General features: G+C 74.3%; 15 protein-coding genes. 7 read left to right on the top strand and 8 right to left on the bottom strand.

From position 1 onward, the window contains the following. Positions 1-137 precede the first annotated feature (137 nt). The 6 genes from ACZ4VK_RS04435 to ACZ4VK_RS04410 all read left to right on the top strand — a co-directional run bounded on the left by ACZ4VK_RS04435 (position 138) and on the right by ACZ4VK_RS04410 (position 7,366). The gene (locus ACZ4VK_RS04435; RefSeq protein ID WP_468348856.1) at positions 138-1,958 is read left to right on the top strand and encodes a YfjP family GTPase; all 1,821 of its coding nucleotides are present in this window, start codon (positions 138-140) and stop codon (positions 1,956-1,958) included. A 150-nt stretch (positions 1,959-2,108) separates the two neighbouring features. After that, positions 2,109-2,609, top strand: coding sequence for a single-stranded DNA-binding protein (locus ACZ4VK_RS04430; RefSeq protein WP_468348299.1), 501 nt, complete (start codon positions 2,109-2,111; stop codon positions 2,607-2,609). Positions 2,610-2,986: 377 nt separating this feature from the next. Next, positions 2,987-4,294: an LAETG motif-containing sortase-dependent surface protein gene (locus tag ACZ4VK_RS04425; RefSeq protein ID WP_468348297.1), complete on the top strand. Its 1,308-nt coding sequence runs from the start codon at positions 2,987-2,989 to the stop codon at positions 4,292-4,294. Between the two features lie 305 nt (positions 4,295-4,599). Continuing rightward, entirely contained in the window at positions 4,600-6,264 is a 1,665-nt protein-coding gene (gene ettA, locus ACZ4VK_RS04420; protein WP_468348295.1) for an energy-dependent translational throttle protein EttA, read from the top strand. 2 nt (positions 6,265-6,266) lie between these two features. After that, complete coding sequence (locus ACZ4VK_RS04415) at positions 6,267-6,704, top strand: acyl-CoA thioesterase (protein WP_468348293.1); 438 nt, start codon at positions 6,267-6,269, stop codon at positions 6,702-6,704. Continuing rightward, on the top strand, positions 6,701-7,366 hold the full coding sequence (locus ACZ4VK_RS04410; RefSeq protein ID WP_468348291.1) for a DUF8010 domain-containing protein: 666 nt from the start codon (positions 6,701-6,703) through the stop codon (positions 7,364-7,366). The genes ACZ4VK_RS04415 and ACZ4VK_RS04410 overlap by 4 nt, the downstream gene beginning before the upstream one ends. A gap of 111 nt (positions 7,367-7,477) precedes the next feature. Here the strand turns inward: ACZ4VK_RS04410 and ACZ4VK_RS04405 are convergent, their stop codons facing one another. The 5 genes from ACZ4VK_RS04405 to ACZ4VK_RS04385 form a co-directional block, all read right to left on the bottom strand. Next, positions 7,478-8,077: a hypothetical protein gene (locus tag ACZ4VK_RS04405; RefSeq protein WP_468348289.1), complete on the bottom strand. Its 600-nt coding sequence runs from the start codon at positions 8,075-8,077 to the stop codon at positions 7,478-7,480. A 64-nt stretch (positions 8,078-8,141) separates the two neighbouring features. Beyond that, positions 8,142-9,110 (bottom strand): ABC transporter ATP-binding protein, encoded by a 969-nt coding sequence (locus ACZ4VK_RS04400; RefSeq protein WP_468348287.1) that lies wholly within the window; start codon positions 9,108-9,110, stop codon positions 8,142-8,144. Next, positions 9,107-11,911 (bottom strand): FtsX-like permease family protein, encoded by a 2,805-nt coding sequence (locus ACZ4VK_RS04395; RefSeq protein ID WP_468348854.1) that lies wholly within the window; start codon positions 11,909-11,911, stop codon positions 9,107-9,109. Before ACZ4VK_RS04395 ends, ACZ4VK_RS04400 begins: the two co-directional genes overlap by 4 nt. A gap of 188 nt (positions 11,912-12,099) precedes the next feature. After that, positions 12,100-15,447 carry an FtsX-like permease family protein gene (locus ACZ4VK_RS04390; protein ID WP_468348285.1) on the bottom strand — a complete coding sequence of 1,116 codons (3,348 nt, stop codon included), beginning with the start codon at positions 15,445-15,447 and terminating at the stop codon, positions 12,100-12,102. Between the two features lie 208 nt (positions 15,448-15,655). After that, positions 15,656-16,060, bottom strand: a complete 405-nt coding sequence (locus tag ACZ4VK_RS04385; RefSeq protein WP_468348283.1) for a globin — start codon at positions 16,058-16,060, stop codon at positions 15,656-15,658. Positions 16,061-16,145: 85 nt separating this feature from the next. Between ACZ4VK_RS04385 and ACZ4VK_RS04380 the strand changes: the two genes are divergently transcribed. Further along, positions 16,146-17,102 carry a methyltransferase domain-containing protein gene (locus ACZ4VK_RS04380; protein ID WP_468348281.1) on the top strand — a complete coding sequence of 319 codons (957 nt, stop codon included), beginning with the start codon at positions 16,146-16,148 and terminating at the stop codon, positions 17,100-17,102. A gap of 9 nt (positions 17,103-17,111) precedes the next feature. Here the strand turns inward: ACZ4VK_RS04380 and ACZ4VK_RS04375 are convergent, their stop codons facing one another. Genes ACZ4VK_RS04375 through ACZ4VK_RS04365 form a run of 3 tightly spaced genes read right to left on the bottom strand, consistent with a single transcriptional unit; the run spans position 17,112 to position 21,309 of the window. Then, the gene (locus ACZ4VK_RS04375; RefSeq protein ID WP_468348279.1) at positions 17,112-18,479 is read right to left on the bottom strand and encodes an FHA domain-containing protein; all 1,368 of its coding nucleotides are present in this window, start codon (positions 18,477-18,479) and stop codon (positions 17,112-17,114) included. A 41-nt stretch (positions 18,480-18,520) separates the two neighbouring features. Beyond that, entirely contained in the window at positions 18,521-19,852 is a 1,332-nt protein-coding gene (locus tag ACZ4VK_RS04370; RefSeq protein ID WP_468348277.1) for a vWA domain-containing protein, read from the bottom strand. 53 nt (positions 19,853-19,905) lie between these two features. Then, positions 19,906-21,309: a PP2C family serine/threonine-protein phosphatase gene (locus ACZ4VK_RS04365; RefSeq protein WP_468348275.1), complete on the bottom strand. Its 1,404-nt coding sequence runs from the start codon at positions 21,307-21,309 to the stop codon at positions 19,906-19,908. Between the last annotated feature and the right edge of the window lies 1 nt (position 21,310).

The following is a 21,310-nucleotide window of genomic DNA, read 5'->3' as shown; positions in this document are numbered from 1 at the left end:
GGAACCGGGACCTCCGGAACCAGGAGCACGACCACGACGGCGACCACGACGGCGACCGGGACCGGGGCCGGGACCAGGGCCGGGACCGTGAGCGCGACCACGGCCGGAATCGTGCACCCGGATCCGTATCCGCGTCCCTGCTCGTTCCCGCGTCCCCTTCCGATTCCGACTCCGGCCGTCGTCCCTGGGACGACGGCCTGATCGCCCGCCGCGCCGCCGAGCGGGCCGCCGCCGTCGAGCTGTCTCCCGGTGAGGCGGGAACGGTCCAGCAGGAGGAGGACACGTTTCCGCCCCTCGGCGGGAGCTACGGCGGCCCCCTCCGTGCCCGCCTCGACGCCCTCCACGAGCTCGTCGGGCTCTCCCGTACGCGGGTCGAGAGCGAGGCGCTCGCCGAGGCCGGGCGGGTGCTCGACGAGGCCGCCGCCCGGCAGCGGCTCTCCTCCCGGCACACCGTGATCGCCATCGCGGGCGCCACCGGAAGCGGCAAGTCCACGCTCTTCAACGCCCTCGCCGGCGTCCCCGTCTCCGAGACCGGACTGCGCCGCCCCACCACCTCCGCGCCCATCGCGCTCAGCTGGTCCGAGGGCGCCGCCGGACTGCTCGACCGGCTCGCCGTCCCCGGCCGCCTGCGGCGCAAGCCGCTCGCGGGCGGCGCGGCCGACACCGAGCTCCAGGGCCTCGTCCTCATCGACCTGCCCGACCACGACTCGGCCGTCACCGCCCACCGCGACCAGGTCGACCGGGTCCTCGGTCTCGTCGACGCCGTCATCTGGGTCGTCGACCCCGAGAAGTACGCCGACGCCGCCCTCCACGAGCGCTACCTCCGGCCGCTCGCCGGGCACGCCGAGGTCACCTTCGTGGTCCTCAACCAGATCGACCGGCTGGGTACGGAGGCCGCCGACCTCGTCCTCGACGACCTGCGCCGCCTCCTCGACGAGGACGGCGTGGCGCTCGGCGAGCACGGCGAGCCCGGCGCCACCGTCCTCGCCGTCTCCGCGGTGACCGGCGAAGGCGTATCCGAACTGCGGGAGGTGATCGGCCAGTTCGTGCAGGAACGCACCGCTCCCGAACGTCGGCTCGCCGCCGACGTGGACGCCGCCGCCGCCCGGCTGCGCCCCGCCTACCTCGCCGACGGGCGGCCCGGCCTCGACGAACGGGCCAGGGACGCCTTCACGGACCGGCTCGCGGTCGCCGTCGGGGCCCAGGCCGCGGGCGAGGCCGCCGAACGGGTCTGGCGCAGGGGCGCCATCCGCGCCTGCGGCACGCCCTGGCTGCGGCTCTACCGCTGGTACGAGCGGATCCGCGCCCACGGTTCCACCGACCCGCACCTGTCCTCCCCGGTGGAGGACGAACTGACGGCACGCCAGCGCGTGGAGCAGGCGGTACGGATCCTCGCCGCGGAGGCCTCGCGCGGGCTCCCGACGCCATGGGCGCAGGCGGTGCGCGAGGCGGCGGCCCGCGGGGCGGACGGGCTGCCCGAGGCCCTGGACGAGCTGACGGCCACCATCGGAGACCCGGCGGCCCGCCCGCCGCGGCCCGCCTGGTGGCCCGCGGCCGTCCTCGCCCAGGTCGTGATGACGCTCCTGCAGATCTTCGGCGCGCTGTGGCTGGTGGGTCAGATCGTCGGCGTCGTGGAACCCGGGCTGCTTCCGCCGGTCCTCGTGATGCTCGGCGGCATCATCGGCGGACCGCTCGTCGAATGGGCCTGCGAGGGTGCGGTGAAGGGCCCGGCGCGGCGGTACGGGCAGGAGGCCGAACGGCGCCTGCGGGAGGCGGCGGCGGCCTGCGGCCGGGCCCGGGTGCTCGACCCGGTGGCGGCGGAGCTGATGCGCTACCGGGAGGTGCGTGAGCAGTACGCGGCGGTGGTGGGCACGCGGTCCTCCGCGCGGATCGTCGGCGGGAGCCGCTCCGGCGCGACCCGGCTGGGCGCGACGCGTGCGGGGGTACGGGGAAGGTGACGGGGCTCGTACCGTCCCGGGCTTCCGTTCCCTCTTCCGGGTGAGGACGTCGTCCCCATCCGCCCGGCTGTCCACAGGCGCGAGCGGGATCTCGCGGGCCGCCCCAGCATGGTGGTGACCGAGAGAAACGCAGAGGTTGGGGGCGGGACCATGAACGACACGACCGTGACGCTCGTCGGCAATGTGGCGACGGCGGTGGAGTACCGGGACACGGTGACGGGCGGGGTGGCCAGGTTCCGCTTCGCGGTGACCGCACGCCGCTGGGACCGGGAGCGGAGCCTCTGGACCGACGGGCACACCAGCTTCTACACGGTGTCGGCCTGGCGGTCGCTCGGGGCCAACCTCGCGGCCTCGGTCTCCGTCGGCGAACCCCTCGTGGTGCACGGCCGGCTGAGGATCCGTGAGGAGGAGCGCGACGGCCTTCGAAAGACGTTCGTGGATGTGGCCGCGGTGGCCGTGGGGCACGATCTGACGCGGGGTACGGCGGCGTTCCGGCGCGCGGTGCGGACGGAGCCGTCGCCGCGTGCCGAGCCGTCGCCCCACCCCGAACCGGCGGAATCACTCCTTCCGGAGCCCCAACGGGACCCGTGGGCAGGGGCGGTGACGGACGCCGGGGCGGAGGCGACAACGCGGCTGGTGACCGTCCCCTGACCTTGTGTTGTGGGGATTTGTCGACCAACTCGCGCTGCTGATAACGATTCCGAGTCGGAATGGTTATCTGAACGTATGGCAGGGCACCGGGGGGTTCCGCATCCCTAGGATTCGCGAGTACTCATGTGGCACATGAGCCCATCGGGTCTGTGAATCTGCTGGCGTGCGCTCCCCCCACGCGAATCGACCAAGTTCGCGGAGCGGCTCGCCCGGAGGGGAATGCAATGTTTTCAGTTCGTGGGCGCGGCGCTGCCCGCCTTGCCGCTGCGACGCTGGTCTCGGGCCTCGTCGCGGTCGGATCCATCGCGACCGCCGGTCCGGCACTCGCCGATGACGGTGCTTCGGGTACCGGTGGCGTCATGGCGAAGCTCGGCGGTATGACCGACGACGCCGGCGCTGTCGAGATCACCGAGAAGAACGGCGAGAAGTGGCCGGTCGACGGTGGTCTGTTCAAGATGGAGGTCGAGGGCGGGGGCACTCTCTTCACCTACTGCATCGACCTCCGTACCGGGGCCAAGCAGGACTACGACTACAAGGAAGTCGGCTGGGAGGAGTCCTCCCTGCACAACAACGGGAACGCGGGCAGGATCCTCTGGATCCTTGAGAACGCCTACCCGAAGTTCTCCGCCGAGGCCCTCGGCGCCAAGCTGGGCGTCGACCTCTCCAAGAAGGAGGCCGCGGCCGGCACGCAGGCCGCGATCTGGACCCTCTCCGACGACGTCACGGCGACGCCGAAGGACGAGGACGCCGAGAAGCTGAAGGCATACCTGCTCGAGAAGGCCGTCCAGCTCGACGAGCCGACCGCCTCCCTGAGCGTCTCGCCGTCCTCCGTCGCGGGCAAGGCCGGCGAGAAGCTCGGCCCGATCACCGTCGACACCAACGCCGAGACCGCCAAGATCTCGGTCGTGCCGGGCGCCCCCGCGGGCGTCACGGTCGTCGGCAAGGACGGCAAGCCCGTCACCGAGGTCCCCAAGGGCAAGACCGAGCTCTTCTTCGACGTTCCCGCCGGCACCGCCGACGGCTCCGCCGAGCTGACCGCCGAGGCCACCACCAAGGTCTCCCTCGGTCGCGCCTTCGTCTCCGTCGACGGCCCCTCGCAGACCCTGATCCTGGCCGGCTCCAGCGAGTCCACGGTCACCGGCAAGGCCTCCGCGACCTGGGCGAAGACGGGTGCCGTCCCGGCCATCACGGTCGCCAAGGACTGCGCCAAGGGCGGCCTCGAGGTCATCGCCTCCAACGAGGGCGACGAGGCCTGGACCTTCGACCTGAAGGGCACCTCGCACACGATCGCCCCGGGTGAGCGCAAGACCATCCCGGTCCCGCTCGCCGAGGACGAGGCGTACAAGTTCACCGTCACCGGCCCGAACGGCTTCGAGGAGACCTTCGAGGGCGTCCTGGACTGCAAGACGGCCACCCCCGGCCCGAAGCCGTCCGAGACCCCCACCACGGAGCCCTCGGCCGAGCCCACCCCGTCGACCTCTCCGTCGACGTCCACCGGCACCACCGGTGACACCACGGGCGGCTCCACCGGCACGACCGGCTCCACCACGACCGGTGGCGGCGACCTCGCCGAGACCGGCAGCTCCAACGCCACCCCGATGATCGCGGGCATCGCCGCCGCGCTCGTCGTGATCGGCGGCGGCGCGGTGTTCTTCCTCCGCAAGAAGAAGACCGCCGGCCACTGAGCCCGGACCCCCGGCGCCGGCCCCGCCGGCACCGGGGGCACCTGACCCCACGGGATGACCCGCCACACACCGGCCCCACCCCGTGACCCCCGCCCGACCCCGGACCGCACCAGCGGCCGGGGTCGTCGCACGTCCGGGCCCCACGCCCTCGCCCCACTGCGCTGCTGACAGTGAGCGGACCGCTACGGACCGACCCGGGAAAAGGGCGGTCGAGCCCTTCCCCCGTCAACGAGTTCGCCCCCGAGGGTGGCGGTCAGGCAAGATGGGGTGTATCTGCCCACTCACTCTTTGCCGGACGGTTTCTCTTGGCTGAGTACATCTACACGATGCGCAAGACGCGCAAGGCGCACGGCGACAAGGTCATCCTCGATGACGTGACGCTGAGCTTCCTGCCCGGTGCGAAGATCGGTGTGGTCGGCCCGAACGGTGCCGGTAAGTCCACCGTTCTGAAGATCATGGCGGGCCTTGAGCAGCCGTCCAACGGTGACGCCTTCCTGTCGCCCGGCTACAGCGTCGGCATCCTCATGCAGGAGCCGAAGCTGGACGAGGCCAAGACGGTCCTGGAGAACGTCCAGGACGGCGCCGCCGAGATCATGGGGAAGCTCAAGCGCTTCAACGAGGTCGCGGAGCTCATGGCGACCGACTACTCGGACGCGCTGATGGACGAGATGGGCAAGCTCCAGGAGGACCTGGACCACGCCAACGCCTGGGACCTCGACGCGCAGCTCGAGCAGGCCATGGACGCCCTGGGCTGCCCGCCCGGCGACTGGCCCGTCACCAACCTCTCCGGTGGCGAGAAGCGCCGTGTCGCGCTCTGCAAGCTGCTGATCGAGGCCCCGGACCTGCTCCTCCTCGACGAGCCCACCAACCACCTCGACGCCGAGTCGGTGAACTGGCTGGAGCAGCACCTCTCGAAGTACGCGGGCGCCGTCGTCGCCGTCACGCACGACCGGTACTTCCTGAACAACGTCGCCGAGTGGATCCTCGAGCTCGACCGCGGCCGCGCGATCCCCTACGAGGGCAACTACTCCACGTACCTGGAGAAGAAGGCCACCCGTCTCAAGGTCGAGGGCCGCAAGGACGAGAAGCGCGCCAAGCGCCTCAAGGAAGAGCTGGAGTGGGTCCGCTCCAACGCCAAGGGCCGGCAGACCAAGTCCAAGGCCCGTCTCGCTCGCTACGAGGAGATGGCGGCCGAGGCCGACAAGATGCGGAAGCTGGACTTCGAGGAGATCCAGATCCCGCCGGGCCCGCGTCTGGGCTCCATCGTCGTCGAGGTCAACAACCTCTCCAAGGCGTTCGGCGACAAGGTCCTCGTCGACGATCTGTCCTTCACCCTGCCCCGTAACGGCATCGTCGGCATCATCGGCCCGAACGGCGCCGGCAAGACCACGCTGTTCAAGATGATCCAGGGTCTCGAGGCGCCGGACTCCGGCGAGGTCAAGATCGGCGAGACCGTCAAGATCAGCTACGTCGACCAGACCCGCGCCAACATCGACCCCAAGAAGACCCTCTGGGCCGTCGTGTCGGACGAGCTGGACTACATCAACGTCGGCCAGGTCGAGATGCCGTCGCGCGCGTACGTCAGCGCCTTCGGCTTCAAGGGGCCGGACCAGCAGAAGCCCGCCGGTGTCCTCTCCGGTGGTGAGCGCAACCGCCTGAACCTGGCGCTCACGCTCAAGGAGGGCGGCAACCTGCTGCTCCTCGACGAGCCCACCAACGACCTCGACGTCGAGACCCTCTCCTCGCTGGAGAACGCGCTGCTCGAGTTCCCCGGTGCGGCCGTGGTCATCTCCCACGACCGCTGGTTCCTCGACCGGGTCGCGACGCACATCCTCGCGTACGAGGGCGACTCGAAGTGGTACTGGTTCGAGGGCAACTTCGAGTCGTACGAGAAGAACAAGATCGAGCGCCTCGGCCCGGACGCGGCCCGTCCGCACCGTGCCACGTACAAGAAGCTGACCCGAGGCTGAGCGTGCGCCACATCTACAGCTGTCCCCTGCGCTGGTCGGACATGGACGCCTTCGGGCACGTCAACAACGTCGTCTTCCTGCGGTACCTGGAAGAGGCACGGATCGACTTCATGTTCCGGCTGGCGCCGGGGGACGGTTCCCCCTCGTTCTCCGGCGGGTCCGTCGTGGCCCGGCACGAGATCGACTACCTGCGGCCGCTGGTCCACCGGCACGAGCCGGTGACCATCGAGTCCTGGGTCACGAAGATGGGCGCGGCGTCGCTGACGATCGCGTACGAGATCAAGGACCCCGACGTCACGTACGTACGGGCGTCCACGGTCGTCGTGCCCTTCGACCTGGAGGCGCAGCGACCGCGCCGGATCTCCGCCGAGGAGCGCGCGTTCCTCCAGGAGTACGTCGACGACGCGATGACCTCCGGAGGGGCGAAGTCCGCCGCATGACCGTGTTCGCTCCGCTGCACTTCGACGACGCCAGGGAGGCGGCGGCGCTCGCCGCCTTCCTGACGCGCCTGGTCCACTACGACCGGGCCGCCGCCGTCCGCCTCCAGGCGGGCGGCGGAGCGCTGGCCGTCTTCGGCCGGCCCGCGTCCTTCGAGGTGCTCGCGATCCGTACGGCCCGGCTCGTCGACGCCGTGGAACTCGACGTCACCGTCTCCGCCGGCGAACTCCTCGAAGGCATCGAGGAGTCGGCGGGCAAGGCGGTCGTCCCCCAGTCCGTGACCGGGCCGGCCTGGGCGGGCGTGCTCCCGCCCCGCACCGGCTGGGCGCCGGTCGCCGGGCTGCCGGGTGCCGCGGAGATGCGGGGCGCCGTCGCCGCCGCCGTCGCCGAGTTCCGGGCGCGGGACGAGGAGTTGCCCGAGGAGCGGCGGACCAGGGCGGAGCGCGACCGCATCGGCCGCGAGATCTGGTCCCGGACCCTCGGGCCCACCGGTCTGCCCCTGCGTGCCGTGCACGCCGCACAGTCGCTGGGCTTCCTGCCGTCGGCGGACCCGGATGCCGCCGTCGCGCTGTTCGCCTCCGGGCCGTGGCTCCGGCTGCGCACCGCGTACGGCTCGATCGCCCTCCGTACCGCACCGATGTCCCTGACGGTCGCGCCCCGCTGAAACGTCGGGCCTGAGGGTCCGATGAACGTCGGGCCTGAGGCGACGCCGATGACTGTCGGGCCTGAGGGTCCGATGACCGTCGGGCCGGCTTCCGGCCCACCGTCGCCGGGCTCATTCCTCCGGACTGCCGCCCTGCCGGCTGAACCGCCTCGCCCCCGCGGTCGCCGCCGCCAGCAGGAGGACGGCGAGAACCGCCTGCCGCAGCGGCGAGGTGGAACCCTCGAGAGCCGGGGCCACCCGGCGTCGCGGGTCGTACGCCACCCGTACCTCCCCGCCGTCCTCGGCGGCCCGGTGGTCCTCCGTGACGGTCGACGGGTAGCCGCCCGGGCAGCGCAGGGTGTGGTGGTACACCACCGTGGTCGCACCGCCCTCGCCGACCGAGGTCCGCTCCTCCGCTCGGACCGTCACCACCACACACGTGGCGACCGCCCCCCGCGAGGCCGCCTGGTCCGCGGTGGCCACGGTCAGCAGCAGCCCGCCGACCAGCGCGAGCGCGCCGAAGAGGCCCATGGCCCCGTCGACGAGCAGGAAGTACGCCACGGCCGCCGCGAGGATCGCCGCCCCGCCGACCGATACCGCGACCGTGGTGGACGGCGCGCTCTCGCCTCCGAAGCACCAGGCCGACCAGGCGTAGAGCGCGGCCGCGCAGACCGCGGGCAGAGCCACGATCCCCCAGGCCCGCATGTTTCCCGACGACTCCGTCGATGACATGGACATCACCCCGGGAGTGGGACGTCCGCCGCCGCTCCCCGGTTTCACCCCCACCCGCCCCCTCTCACCGCTCCGCGTCGTCCGGCCACACCCCGATGTGGTCCTGTTCGAGCTCAAGGGCCACCCGGTGCTCCATGCCGAGGGCCTGGGTGTACTCCGCCGGGAGCTGGAGCCGGCCCGCGCGGTCGAGCATCGCGTACTCCCGTGCCACCAGCGACTCCTGACCCTGCTCGTCGACCTCCGTGCGCCGCAGCACCTCCGAGGAGGTGCGGCCGTCGCGGATGGCGACCGTCCGGCGTACCTCCGAGGCGACGGCCTGGTCGTGGGTGACGATCACGATCGTCGTGCCCAGTTCGTCGTTGGCGCGGCGGAAGGCCGCGAAGACCTGCTCGCCGGTGGCCGAGTCCAGCTCGCCCGTCGGCTCGTCGGCGAGGAGCACGGACGGGTTGTTGGCGAGGGCGACCGCGATGGCCACCCGCTGCTGCTGGCCGCCGGACAGCTGGTGCGGCCGCCGGTCCCTGACCTCCGCGATGCCCAGCATCGCGAGGAGCTCCTCGGCCCGCCGCGTCTTCTGCCGGGCCCTGCCCCGCAACTGCATGGGCATCGCCACGTTCTGTGCGGCCGTCAGGTAGGGCAGGAGGTTGCGGGCGGTCTGCTGCCAGACGAAGCCGACGACCTCGCGGCGGTAGCGCAGCCGCGCCCTGCCGTCCATGGCGAGCAGATCGCACCCGGCGACCCGGGCCGCGCCGGCGGTCGGCACGTCCAGGCCCGCGAGGATGTTCATGAGCGTCGACTTGCCGGAGCCCGAGGCGCCGACCAGGGCCATCAGCTCGCCTTCCTTGACGAGGAGGTCGAGCCCCTGGAGGGCCTGCACCTCCACCCCGTCGGTGGTGAAGATCCGGACCAGCCGGTCGCAGGCGATGAGCGCGTCATGACCGTACGAGGGCCGGTCGCGGTGCGCGGTCGCCCGCCGTTCCAGCTCCTCCAGGGTGGTGTCCGAAGCGGTGCTGAGGGTCGTCCCGGTCTTCGTCATCGTGCGTCTCCTGCCCTGAGTTCCTTGATCGAGCCCTTGCGCCCCGCCCACCAGGCCTGTCCGGCCGCCGCCGTCGCCGTCAGGAGGACGACCCCGAGCGCCGGCACGAGCAGCGACCACGGGTCCGCGCGCAGCGGCGCGCTGTCCAGCGGCGCGTACCCCGGTGTCGTCGCGAGCGCGAGCCGGAACAGGTCGATGCCGGGGGCGAGCAGCGGCACCGTCGCCCAGCCGACGAGCGTCCCGCCGAGCGCCGCGAGGACCGCCTGCGGTACCGCTTCGAGTCCGAGCAGCCGCCGCCCCTGCTTCCGGGTCAGCCCCATCGTCCGCAGCCGTGCGAGGAGCGTCGTCCGCTCCGGCGCGTTCTGCGTGAGGGAGAGCAGTACGGCCACCACGGCGAAACCGGCGCCCACGCCGATCGCGCCCAGGTACATCCGCTCGGCGCCCGACTGGAGCGGCGAGTCCACATAGCCGGCCCGCTCCTCGCTGCGCATCGTCACGAGCAGGGCGCCGGACTTCGCCTTCACGGCGGCCCGCAGCGCGGCACCGTCCTTCGGGCCCGTGACGAGCAGCGCCGTCGGGGTCCGGTGGGTGAGGTCGGCGGCGTTGACGAGCAGGAAGTCCTCGCCGGGCAGGGCCGGGGTGGCCGACCGGACGGCGACCACCCTCACACGGAAGACGCCGGCCGCCGACACGATCTCCTGCGGCGCGCTGCCGAGGCGTTCGGCGACCGAAGGGGAGGCGACCGCGGGCAGCACCCGCTCGGTGTCGGCCGCGGCCTCCTTGCCGCCCTTGCCCGTCGACGCGAGCAGCCCCGCGGGGAACGGGCCGAAGCCGGTGCGTTCCGCGTGCCGGGTGTACGAGCCCGGTTCGACGCCCACGAGCGTGCCGCTCATCGGCTGGGCGGAGGTCCCCTGGAAGGACGGCAGCGCCACGCCGTACTCGATCTGCAGCGGCGCCACGTCCCGTACCCCCGCCGTCCCGCGCACCGACTCGGTGAGACCGGCGGGCAGCGGGGTCCACTCCGCGGAGCCGTCGATCCGGGCGTCCGCGCCGGTCGCCAGGAGAGCGGCCCGGTCGCGGGCGTCGGCGACCCCGGCGAGGACCGAGCCGCCGAAGGCCGCCGTGGTCAGCGCGAGGACGAGCGCGAGCAGGGGGAGCGTGCCCGCCGATGAGGAGCGTCCGGCGCGGGCCAGGGCCAGCGGACCGACCGCCCCGCGCAGCCGGCGGGCGGGCCGGGCGAGCCACCGCAGCGGCAGCGGATAGATCCGTACGAGGAGCGCGGCGGCGATCAGTCCGACGAGCACCGGGGCGGCGCTCACCAGATGGTCCCCGGAGTCGCCGGTTCCGCGGAGTCGGAGGGAGGCGACCGCGCCCACGGCGAGGACGAGGACGGTGAGTTCGGCGACCGTACGGCGCCGGGAGGGGCGCGCGGTGAGCAGGTCGTCGCGGCCGCCGTGCAGGCGCGGCCGCCGGTGCAGGACGACCGCCCGCACCGGCAGGACGAGCATCGCGAGCAGGGCGACCACCGAGGCGGCGAGGAGCGAGGGGCCGAGGGGGATGTCGCCGGACCCGCCGGCGGGCGCCCGTACCGTCGCCACCGCGAGGGCCAGGGCGAGCGCCGCGGCCGGTACGGCGACCGCCGAGGTCTCGCCGAGCAGCCGCAGCCCGATGCCGGTGAGCGAGGCGCCGCGCGAGCGGAGCAGGGCCAGTTCGCCGTCCCGGCGGGCGACGAAGAGCCCGCCGGTCATGGCGAGGACGACCGCGGCGACCGCGCCGATCCCGAAGACGGCGACGGCGACGACCGGACCGATCGCCTCCCGCATCGAACGGTACGCGTCCACGATCGCGTCGAGTTCGGTGGTGAGCGCCCCGGTGGGCCCGAGGACCTTCCGCATCCTGACCAGGTCGGGGCCGCCGGCCGCCGAGTCGAGCGCGGCGGCGAGCCGGTCGGTGTCCCGGCCGGTGAGATGGCCGGACGTCGGCATGAACCGGAAGAAGACCTCCGGGTCGCCCATGGTGGAGGGCAGAACGGGCGCGGACGTGGGGGAGAGGAGCAGCGCGCCCTGCCAGTAGTGCTTCACCTCGCCGTTCTCGACCAGCGCGGCGAGCGCGGGGGTACGGAGGAGCGGCTCCACCGCCCAGTACGCCCCCTCGGGGCCGCGCGGCTCGACGATCCCGGTGACCGTGACGGCGATCGGCTCCGCGCTGACCTTGCTCGGCACGTGCACCACGGAGCCGGGCTTCAGACCCAGGGACGCGGCGGTCCTCGCGGTCACCACCGCTTCCGGCGCACGGGCCGTGCCCGCGGCGAGCCGGCCCTTCCGCAGGGTGGCGTGCCCGGTGAGGTCGGAGGGGGAGGAGAGCACCAGCTCGGGGGACATGCCGTCGGGCCGGGGCAGCCAGGGGTCGAGCGCCTCGACGCGCTTGACCGTACGGACGCCGTGGACGCTCTGTCCCGGGTCGGTCCGGATCGGCTCGGGGAACAGGCCGCGCACCGCGTCGCGCTGCTCCTGGAGGACACCGGGGGCCAGGCTCGACTCGGGCGGGGCCACGGGGAGCGGGACGGTGAGTTCGAGGACGGAGGTGCGGGGTGCGGCGGTCCGGATGTCGTGCCGCAGCCCCTCGGTCTCGTACACGTCGACCGCGCGCGGCAGCGCGGCCGCGAGGTAGGCGGTGACCAGGACGAGGAGGGCGAGGGAGGCGGCGGCCCACGGTGCGGTCCGCAGCCGGGTCCGCACCCAGGGCGCCACGGCGCGGGCGGGCTTGTCGGACCGGGACGGGCGAGACCGGGGCCGGGTCATGTCGGGAGCCTTCCTGCGTACGGCGGGCATGTCGGTGCGGTCGCGGTCGCCGTGGCCTTCGCGGTCGCTGTCGTGGTCGCCGTGGCCGGCACGGTCGTCGGCAGTGTCGCGGTCGCCCTGACCGGCCCGGTCGCCGTGGCTGTCGCCGCTCTCGTCGCTGCGGCCGTCGTACGGCGTGGCCGGCGCCATCAGTTCTCCCCCTGGTGGCGCAGGGTCACGGCCGGGTCGGTCGGGCGCAGGGCGATCGCGGCGACCATGGCCAGCGGCAGCGCCGCGACGCCGGCGAGCAGCAGGGCCACCTGGCCGACGGGCAGTTCGACCAGGACCGGGGGCACGGGACGGGCGGCCTGGCCGGTGAGGACGACGAGCGGGACGACGGCCCGGGCCAGGACGGTGCCGAGTCCGATGCCGACGAGCAGGCCGATGCCGATGAGCAGTCCCTGCTCGGCGGCGATCAGCCGGGCGAGGCGGCGGCGCGGCGCGCCGAGCGCCCGCAGCACCCCGAACTCGGCGGAACGTTCCCGCATCGCGCCGGCCGAGCCGACCGCGAAGCCGACGGCGGCGAGCGCGGCCGCGGCGGCGGCGACCGCCATCAGGGCGGCGTTGGGGCCCGCGCCGAGCGGGTCGCCGAGCAGCTCGGCGGCGAGCTCGTCGCGTACGAGGACCTGGGCGGGGTCCGCGTCGGGCCGGGCGCGCAGGGCCGCGGCGACCTCGTCGGCCCGGCCGGGAGCGACGGTCAGCCACCATTCGGTGGCGGGCACGGTCGACGCCTCGCCGGTGGACAGGTACTGGTTGACCGAGGCGAGGTCGAGGAGGATCGCCCCGCCGTCGTTGGGGGTGGTGAGGGGAGTGGTCGCGGAGGGTGCCCGGCCGCCCGGCCCGGTGGTGGGCAGTTCCCCGACGACGTGGTCGACGGTGACGTCGACGTTCCGGCCGCCGATGGGGACCTCGATCGGCTCGCCGGGTTCGGCTCCGGTAGCCGCCATGAAGGCCCCGGTGGCCACGGCCGACAGCCGTTCGGGTGCCTTGGGCCCGGGGGCGGTCATCCGGAGGAGGTACTCCTCGGGCCCCCGGTAATTCTCTTCGGGGGGCGCGCCGGTGACCGCGAAGGAGACGGTGTACGGGGCGGGCCGGCCCCCGCGGCCGGGGGCGCCGGGGACGCCGGACGTGGGACCGCCGCTCTTCGTGTCCTCCCCGGCCTGCTCGGAGAGGTGCGTCCAGGCGGCGAGGAGCTGCCCCGGGGCGTGGACCCGCTCGCCGGCGCCACCGATCACGCCGAACCGTTCGACGCGCACGGTCTGCGTGTCCTCCGCGCCGTCGTCGATCAGGGCGGCGGCCTCCAGGCCGGTGAGGGTGAGCAGGCCGCCGGAGCCGCGGCTCGCGTCGGTGCCCGGTACGGCGGTCACGCCGCCGAGGTCCAGGGTCAGCCGGTGCGTCCGGCCGTCGGAGGGCACGGACCCCATGGTCTGCCGGTACGGGATGCCGTTCGGGTCCTCCAGGACGGCCGTGACCCGGGCGGCGGCGGTCGGCCCGGTGAGGCGCAGGTCGGCGGTGAGCGCCCGGGTGCCCGCGGGCAGCGCGAGACCGGGGCGGGTGGTCGCCCGGGGAGCGAGCGGGGCGAGCAGGGAGCGGACGGGGACGTCGGCGAGGTCGGGACGGAGGAGCAGGCCGCCGGCGGCGTTGCGGGTGTCGACGGCGAGGACGGTCGCGTTCTTCCCGGCGACGTCCATGGTGGTGCGGTGCACCGGGGCCACCGCGCGGACGCCCGGTACGGCGCCCAGCTGCTCGGTCCTGGTGGGCTCGCCGGGGCCCGTGCCGAGGACGCGGACGGCCGCGCCGGTGCGGAAGTCGGCCTGGTCGCGCTGCGAACGCTCCCACGATCCGCTCTGTCCGATGGCGAGCATGCCCATCGCCACGGCGAGGACGAGGAGGAGGACGGGGCCCGCGCCGCGCAGCGGCCGGCGGCTGAACTGCCAGCCGGCGAGGGCGGCGGAGAGCCCGCGGCCGCCCGCCGCGCGCCGCTCGGCGAGCCGGGCGGCGGGCGGCAGCAGACGCAGGGTCAGGACGGTTCCGGCGAGCAGGGCGAGGGCGGGCGCGGCGATGAGCACCGGGTCCACGGAGCCTCCGCCGGACTCCCCGGAGCCGAGGGCGCCGCCCGCCGCCGACGGGCGCTGCAACTGCCAGTACGCGACGGCGGCGACGGCAAGGAGAGCGACGTCGGCCCCGGCCCGTACGGGACCGGGCAGCGAGGCCGAACGGGCCTTGCGCAGCGAGACGACGGAGCCGTCACCCGCGGCGAGCGCGGGCGCGACGACGGCCGCCGCGCAGCACAGGGCCACGGCGGCGGCGACCAGCCACACCTGGAGCGAGGGCGTCGTGTCGAGCCGTACGCCGAGGGAGGAGAGCGCGGACCGCTCGGCGAAGAGCCGGGTCAGCGGTCCCGAGAGGAGCGGGGCGGCGATCGCCGCGGGCAGGGCGAGCAGCAGCGCCTCGACGGCGGCGAGGCCGGCGATCCGGCGCCGCGAACCGCCGCGGGCCCGCAGCAGCGCCGTCTCGCCGGAGCGCTCGGTGCTGAGCAGCCGGGCGACGAGCAGCAGCGCGTACGCGGCGAGGAGCACCAGCTGGACGGCGACGATCAGCAGGGTGGAGCGGGAGACGAGCAGCGACCGCTGGGTCTGCTCGAGGACGGTCGGGAGGGCGGTGGTCGCGGAGATCGTCGTACCGAACCGGGCGTGGTCGTCGGCGAGCGCCTTCGGGCCCTCGGTCGCCGTGGCCCGCAGGGCGTCGATGCGGTCGGTGGTGAGGCCGGTGAAGTCGGCGATGCCGAGCCAGGAGGTGTCGCCGGAGCTCAGCGTCCCGGAGACGACGACCGCCGGGTCGACGAGGAGCGGGCCGTACGTCGTGAAGGCGACCGTCCGCACGCCCCGGCCGCCTGCGGGGTCCAGCCGCCAGTACAGGTCACCGGGGTCGGCGGGCCGGTAGACGCCGGTGATCCGGGTCCTCAGCCGCCGGTCTTCGAGCCGGTCGCTCAGGTCGAGCACGGTCCCGGGGCCGACCCGCAGCCGCCGTGCCGCCTCCTCGGGCAGCGCCGTCTCGACCACGCCGGCCGTGCGGGCGGCCGAGGGCCAGGCGCCCCGGACGAGGGTGAGCTTCGAGCGGTCGAGGGCGGCGAAGTGGGTGAGGTCGGGTTCGCCCTTGCGGGCGGCGGACGCCTGGAGACTCCGGGGCAGCGCGTACGGCCCGGAGCGTTCGAGCCGCCGTACGGTCACCGGCAGCCCGTCGAAGGTCTTCCGGGCCCCCTCCCGGACGGCCTCCTCGGCACCGGGCCGCCGGGCGGCGGGCACCTGCCCGCTGACGTGCAGCGAGGCGGCGGCCGCGGACCCGCCCCGCAGCCCGGCCTGGAGCGCCGCGTCCCCGATGGCCCCGGAGAACGCGGCGAGGGTGGCGAGCACCGAGGTGGTCAGGAGCACGGCGAGCAGCGCCGCGGAGAGCAGCAGCCGGTGTGCCCTGACGCGCAGAAATACGAACCCCGTCACCCATCCCCCTGGCCACCCTGATCACGGTGCGCACGTCGACGACGCTCCGAGCGCTCCCGAAACTTCCTTCGGATGCTTTCAGAGCGCATGTGCCGCTGGAAACCGCTTACGGGCGCACCTTGATGCGATCGTGACCGTTATCCGGCGTTCCGGGTCCGGAATGTGTCCGTCCAGGGCCGACGGGCCGCGAACGGGAGATGAGGGGCCGTCAGCCCGCCGTGTTCACCATCGAGGCCGCCGCGTAGGTCAGATAGCGCCAGAGCTCCCGCTCGTGCTCCGGGGCGAGCGACAGCTCGTCCACGGCCGCGCGCATATGGCGGAGCCAGGCGTCGTGCGCCGCCTGGTCCACGGTGAACGGGGCGTGGCGCATACGGAGACGGGGGTGGCCGCGGTGGTCGCTGTAGGTGCGGGGACCGCCCCAGTACTGCATCAGGAAGAGCGCGAGGCGCTCCTCCGCCGGGCCGAGGTCCTCCTCGGGGTACATCGGGCGCAGCAGCGGGTCCTCCGCGACGCCCTCGTAGAAGCGGCGGACCAGACGGCGGAACGTCTCCTCGCCGCCGACCAGCTCGTAGAAGGTCTGCTCCTGTGTTGTTTCCCCGGGAATCTCGTTCACCGTTCCATCGTCTCAGATGCCCGGCCCTAGGACCGGAGGTCCAGGACCGCTCGCCCGAGACCACCGGCGGCGGGAGAGTGGAGGCATGGAAGAGCGGCGGGACGAGTTCGCCGAGGCCGGCGCGCGGGCGCGACGGGCGCTCGTGCGGGAGATCGAGGCGGAGGGCGATCTGACCGACCCCACCTGGCGCGCCGCCTTCTCCGACGTCCCGCGCCACCTCTTCGTCCCGTACTACTACGTCCCCGGGCCCGGCGGCTACGAGCGGCTCTGGTCCGGCGACCCCGACCCCGAGCGCCGGGAACGCTGGCTGCGCGGGGCGTACGAGGACACGGCGATCGCCACCCGCGTGCGGGACGGCGAGCTGTTCTCGTCCGCCAGCCAGCCCTCCCTGATGGCGCTGATGCTCCAGGCCCTCGACGTACGCGACGGGGACGACGTCCTGGAGATCGGTGCCGGGACCGGCTACCACGCGGCGCTGCTCTGCCACCGCCTCGGCGAGGAGCACGTCACCACCGTCGACCTGGACGAGGAGATCACCGAGTCCGCCAGGACCCATCTGGCCGCCGCCGGATACCGCCCCGCGGTCGTCGCCGCCGACGGCGCCCGGGGCTGCCCCGAGCGCGCCCCCTACGACCGGATCGTCGCGACCTGCGAGGTCCCCTCGGTGCCGTACCCCTGGCTCGCCCAGTGCCGGCCCGGCGCCCTCGTCCTCACCCCGCTCTCCACGGGGCTGCTCCTGCTGCGGGTGCGCGACGGGACGCACGCGGAGGGACGGTTCCTCGCGACCTCCGCGTACTTCGTGGCGCTCCGGGGCGCCACGGGCCACGCGACCCCGCCCGACCTGGCCGGGGACGAGCGCTTCCGCTTCCTGCGGGGTCTCGTCGGCGGAACCCTCGACAGACGCGAAGCGCTCTCGCTCTGGCTGCGCGAGGGGCGGCCGGAGCGGGAGCGCTTCGGGGTGACGGTCAGCGGCGACCGGCAGTGGGCCTGGCTCGACGACCCCGGAGGGCCGTACGCCTGGCCCCTGCCCGGCGACCGCTGACGGGCGCCGTCAGCCCAGCCGGACCGTGATCGTCGTCCAGGCGCCGACGTGCACCCGGTCGCCGTCCTGGAGCTGGACCGGGACGTACGGCTGGATCGGCTCCTCGCCGCCGTTGACCGTGGTGCCGTTGGTGGAGTTCTGGTCCACCACCGCCCACGAGCCGTCCGGCTGCTGCACGAGCACGGCGTGCTGGTGCGAGACGCCCGGGTCCTCCGGCGGCACCGACAGGTCGATGTCGGGGGACTCGCCGGTGGAGTGCCGGCGGCGGCCGATGGAGATCTGGTTGCCCTGGAGCGGCAGGTGCTTGGCCGGCGAGTACGCGGGCAGGTTCAGGCCCGTCGCCTCCGGGCCGCTGCGCTGCATCATCGCCATGAAGTAGTCGCGGTCCGGGCCGATGACCGCGGTCCAGGAGAGCGGCTGCCGCGGCGGCTGGAACTGCTGCGGGGGCTGCTGGCCCGGGTGCTGCCCCTGCTGTCCGTGGTGAGGCTGCTGTCCCTGGTGCTGCGGAGGCCCCTGGTGCGGCGGCGGTCCCTGGGGAGGCTGGTGCTGCGGCGGGCCCTGGTGCTGCGGCGGTCCCTGCGGCGCCTGGTGCTGCGGAGGCGGCGGGGGAGCCTGGTGCGGCGGGGCCTGCGGTGCCTGCGGGGCCTGGTGCGGCGGGGCCTGGTGCTGCGACGGCGGGGAGAGGACCCAGTCGTCGTCCGCGCGCGGCTGCGGCGGCGCGGGCGGGGCCGGAGCCTGGGCCGGGGCCTGGAGGTACGCGGGCGGGCCCGGCTGCTGCTGGCCCGGCTGCTGCTGCGCCGGCGGGCGCTGCGGCGGGGCCTGGTGGTGCGTGGGGTCGCCGCCCAGCGGCTCGGCCGGGCGGTTCACCTGCGAGGGCCGGGAACCCTGGTAGCCGAACGGGTCCTGCGGCTGCTGCGGCGGCCCGGGCGGCGGGGACTGGAACCCCGGCGGCAGGTTCAGGCCGGGCGGCGGCCCGGGCTGCTGCGGCGGGGCCGGGGCGTTCTGCGGGGCCAGCGGCGTATAGGAGGTCGCCGTGTTCGTGAGGAAGTTCCAGCGGCACTCCTCGCAGAACGGCGCCATGTACTCCCGCGGCGTACGGCACTGCGGGCACAGCTCCGCCTGGGCCGTCGCGTTCGGGTCGCCACCGGGACCGAAGCCGCCGGGAGCGGCCGGAGCACCGTGACCGCCGTGACCGGGCGCGCCGGGCGGCGGGCCCGCCGGGGGCTGTCCGGGGCCGGGGTATCCGTACGCGGGGGGCGGCGGCGGGGGAGGCGGCGGTACGGCACCCGTCGGCGCACCCGCCCCGGCCATGCGATGGCCGCAGACCTCGCACCAGTCGTCGGAGACCGACTGGTGTCCGTTCGGGCAGGTCGGCATGTCGGTGCTTCCCCCTCTCGTCGTCCGGCCCGGTGGCCGGGCTACCTCTTGACGCGAACGGTCTTGGTGGAGCGGGTCTCGAGTGTCATCTCGTCCGCTTCCGCGACCTTCGCCTTCAAACGCACAGTACCGGTCGCCGCGTCGACGACGTCGACCACCTTCGAAAGCAGTTTCGCCGTATCCGCGTTGCCCGATGCCGCCGCGAGCTGCACGGCACGGCCCAGTTTCGCCGTCGCGCCGTCCTGATCGCCCGATTTGCGGGCATCGAGTCCCTGCTGGATGACGTCCGCCAGCTCGGCCTGGCCCGTGTAGTGCGCGACCTGCGGGTTGATCGACGTGGACATCGCCAGGTCGTCCGTCCACACCGCCCGTACCAGTCCTTGAGACAGCGGGCGCGGATCGCCGCCCGCCGGGTCCGGGGCGATCAGGGAGACGCGGGCGGCGAGCATCTCCTGCCCGACCGCGGCCCGGGGGACCCGCACGCTCACGTGGTAGTCGCGGGACTCGTCGCCCCAGGAGCCCGTCGGGTAGTCCCCGGCGCGCGGCCCCGCCTCCGTACGCCGTCCGGTCAGGTCCTCGACCGTCGGCGCCACCTGCTTCACGAAGGCGATCTCCACCCCGACCGGCGTCCACAGGCGCAGCGCGACGTCCGCGACGCCCTTGCCCATCGCCTGCTCCATCATCGTCGTGAAGTCGTCGGCGAGGCCGGACGGGTCGGCGACGATGTCGGCGGTGCCGAGGAGCGCGGAGGCGATCCCGGTGACCTCCTTGACCTCCCAGTCGGTGCCCACTCCGCGCGCGTCGCAGGTGAAGCGGCCCGCGCAGGCGTCGAGCGCGGCCCGCAGCTCCTCCGGCGACTCGTGCTCGTTGCGGCCGTCGGTGAGCAGGATGCCGTGCCGGATGGTGAGGCCGGCGGCGGAGGAGAGCAGCCGGTCGGCGAGCCGCAGCCAGGTGCCGATGGCCGTGCCGCCGCCCGCGCTGAGCCGGCGCAGCGCCTCCTTGGCCTCGGCGCGGGTCCTGGCGTCGGCGACGGCGAGGCCGCCGTTCCCCGGGTAGACCTCCTTCGCCACGTGCGTCCCGGCGACGACGGCGAAGGACGTGCCGTCGCGCAGGGTGTCGACGGCGGCGGCGGTCGCCTCACGGGCGCCGCGCATCTTGGTCGGGGGATAGTCCATCGACCCCGAGCAGTCGACCATGATGACGACCCCGGCCGCGCCGCCCGCCGGGCCGAACAGCCGCTGTCCGCTCGTGCCGCCCCCGGTCGACGTGACCGTCACGATCGCGCTGACGTCACGGCCGCCCTCGGGCAGGAACTCGTTCTGGTAGACGTCCACCGAGAACTGGGGCACGGTCGACTTGGAGAAGTTCGCCATCTGTTACGGCTCCTCGGACAACAACGGTGAAGGGACAGGGGATCGGCGACCGCTCAGGCGGATCCTGCCCCTGGAGTGGAGACGGTGAACGGCACGACGGCGACCGTGATGTTGTCGTGGCCGCCGCCGTCCAGGGCGTGGCCGACGAGGACCTGGGCGCTGTGCAGGGGGCGGTCCGCCGCGTCGGCCGGGACGACCCGGGCCATGTCGTCGGCGCCCTCCGCGTAGTTCCACAGGCCGTCCGTGCAGACCACCACCACACCGGAACGGTCCGGCTTGAACGCGGCCGTGTGCGGCTCCAGCTCGTACGCGTCGGCGCCGAGCCAGCCGGTGATCGCGTGGGCGCGCTCGTCCGCGTACGCCTCGGCCTCGTTCATCAGGCCCGCCGCGACCATCTGCGCGGCCCAGGAGTCGTCCTCGGTGAGCCGGGCGGGCGGGGTGGCGCGGTCGTCCGGCACCCAGTAGACGCGGCTGTCGCCGATCCAGCCCACGACGAGCAGGCCGTCGGCGACGACGGAGCCCACGATGGTGCAGGCCGGGGCGTTGCGGTGGCGGTGCGGATCGTGCTCCGCCCCGTCCTGACCGGGCTCCTCCGCGAGGGAGTTGACGGCCTCGGACGCTGCCACGATCGCCTCGTGCATCGCCTGCTGGGGGTGGGTGCCCCGGGGCAGCGCCGCGTGCAGCGAGGCGCCGGCCGCCGCGGCGGCGGCCGCGGAGGCCTCGTCGGGCCGGGTCGCCGAGGACACGCCGTCGCAGACGATCGCGACGGTGGCGGGGGAGCCGTCGGGGAGCGTGGTCGCGGAGACGGCGAACGCGTCCTCGTTGCGGTGGTGGCGAAGGCCGCGGTCGCTGACGGCGGCGACACCGGTGACCTCGCGCTCCATGTGGTCGCGCTCGCGGGGCTGCGCGTGCCCGCAGTTCTCGCAGTAGCCGTCGGTGTCGACGCGTCCGGCACGGCAGGCCACACACACGGCGGCGGCGTGGGCGGCCGGCGCCTGACCAGCGGGGGCCGGGGCCGGGGCCGGAGTGGGAGCCGGAGTAGGGCTCGGGCCCGGGTTCGGGGCAGGAGGGGCCGGGGCCGCCCGTACCGCCGTACGCGGATCCGGCGCGGCCAGTTCGAAGTCCCCGGTGCCCGCCGTCGTGTTCCCGCCGGGCGGGACCGGGCCGTCCGTGCGCACCGGCATCGTGGGCAGGTCGCGGCCGCCGGAGTCGGTGCCCGGCAGGTCGCCCGGGTGCTGGGTCATGGTCGACAGCGAACCGGGCTCGCGGGGCGGGGCGTCCGGCCAGGCCACGGGGGTGGCGATGGCCACGGTCGGGCGGTCGGGCTCCACCCCGGCGGCCGGCACGGCCGTCAGGTCGTGACCGCACGCCCCGCAGAACCGGTCACCCGACTCCAGCGGCTCCGCGCACTCCGGGCAGACGGCGAGACCGTGCGACGGCTTCGGCTTCTGGGACATC

The sequence above is a fragment of the Streptomyces sp. NPDC028711 genome, from assembly GCF_055565415.1.
Note: the sequence above shows the minus strand (reverse complement) of the source record. Positions and strands in the feature narration are given on the sequence as shown.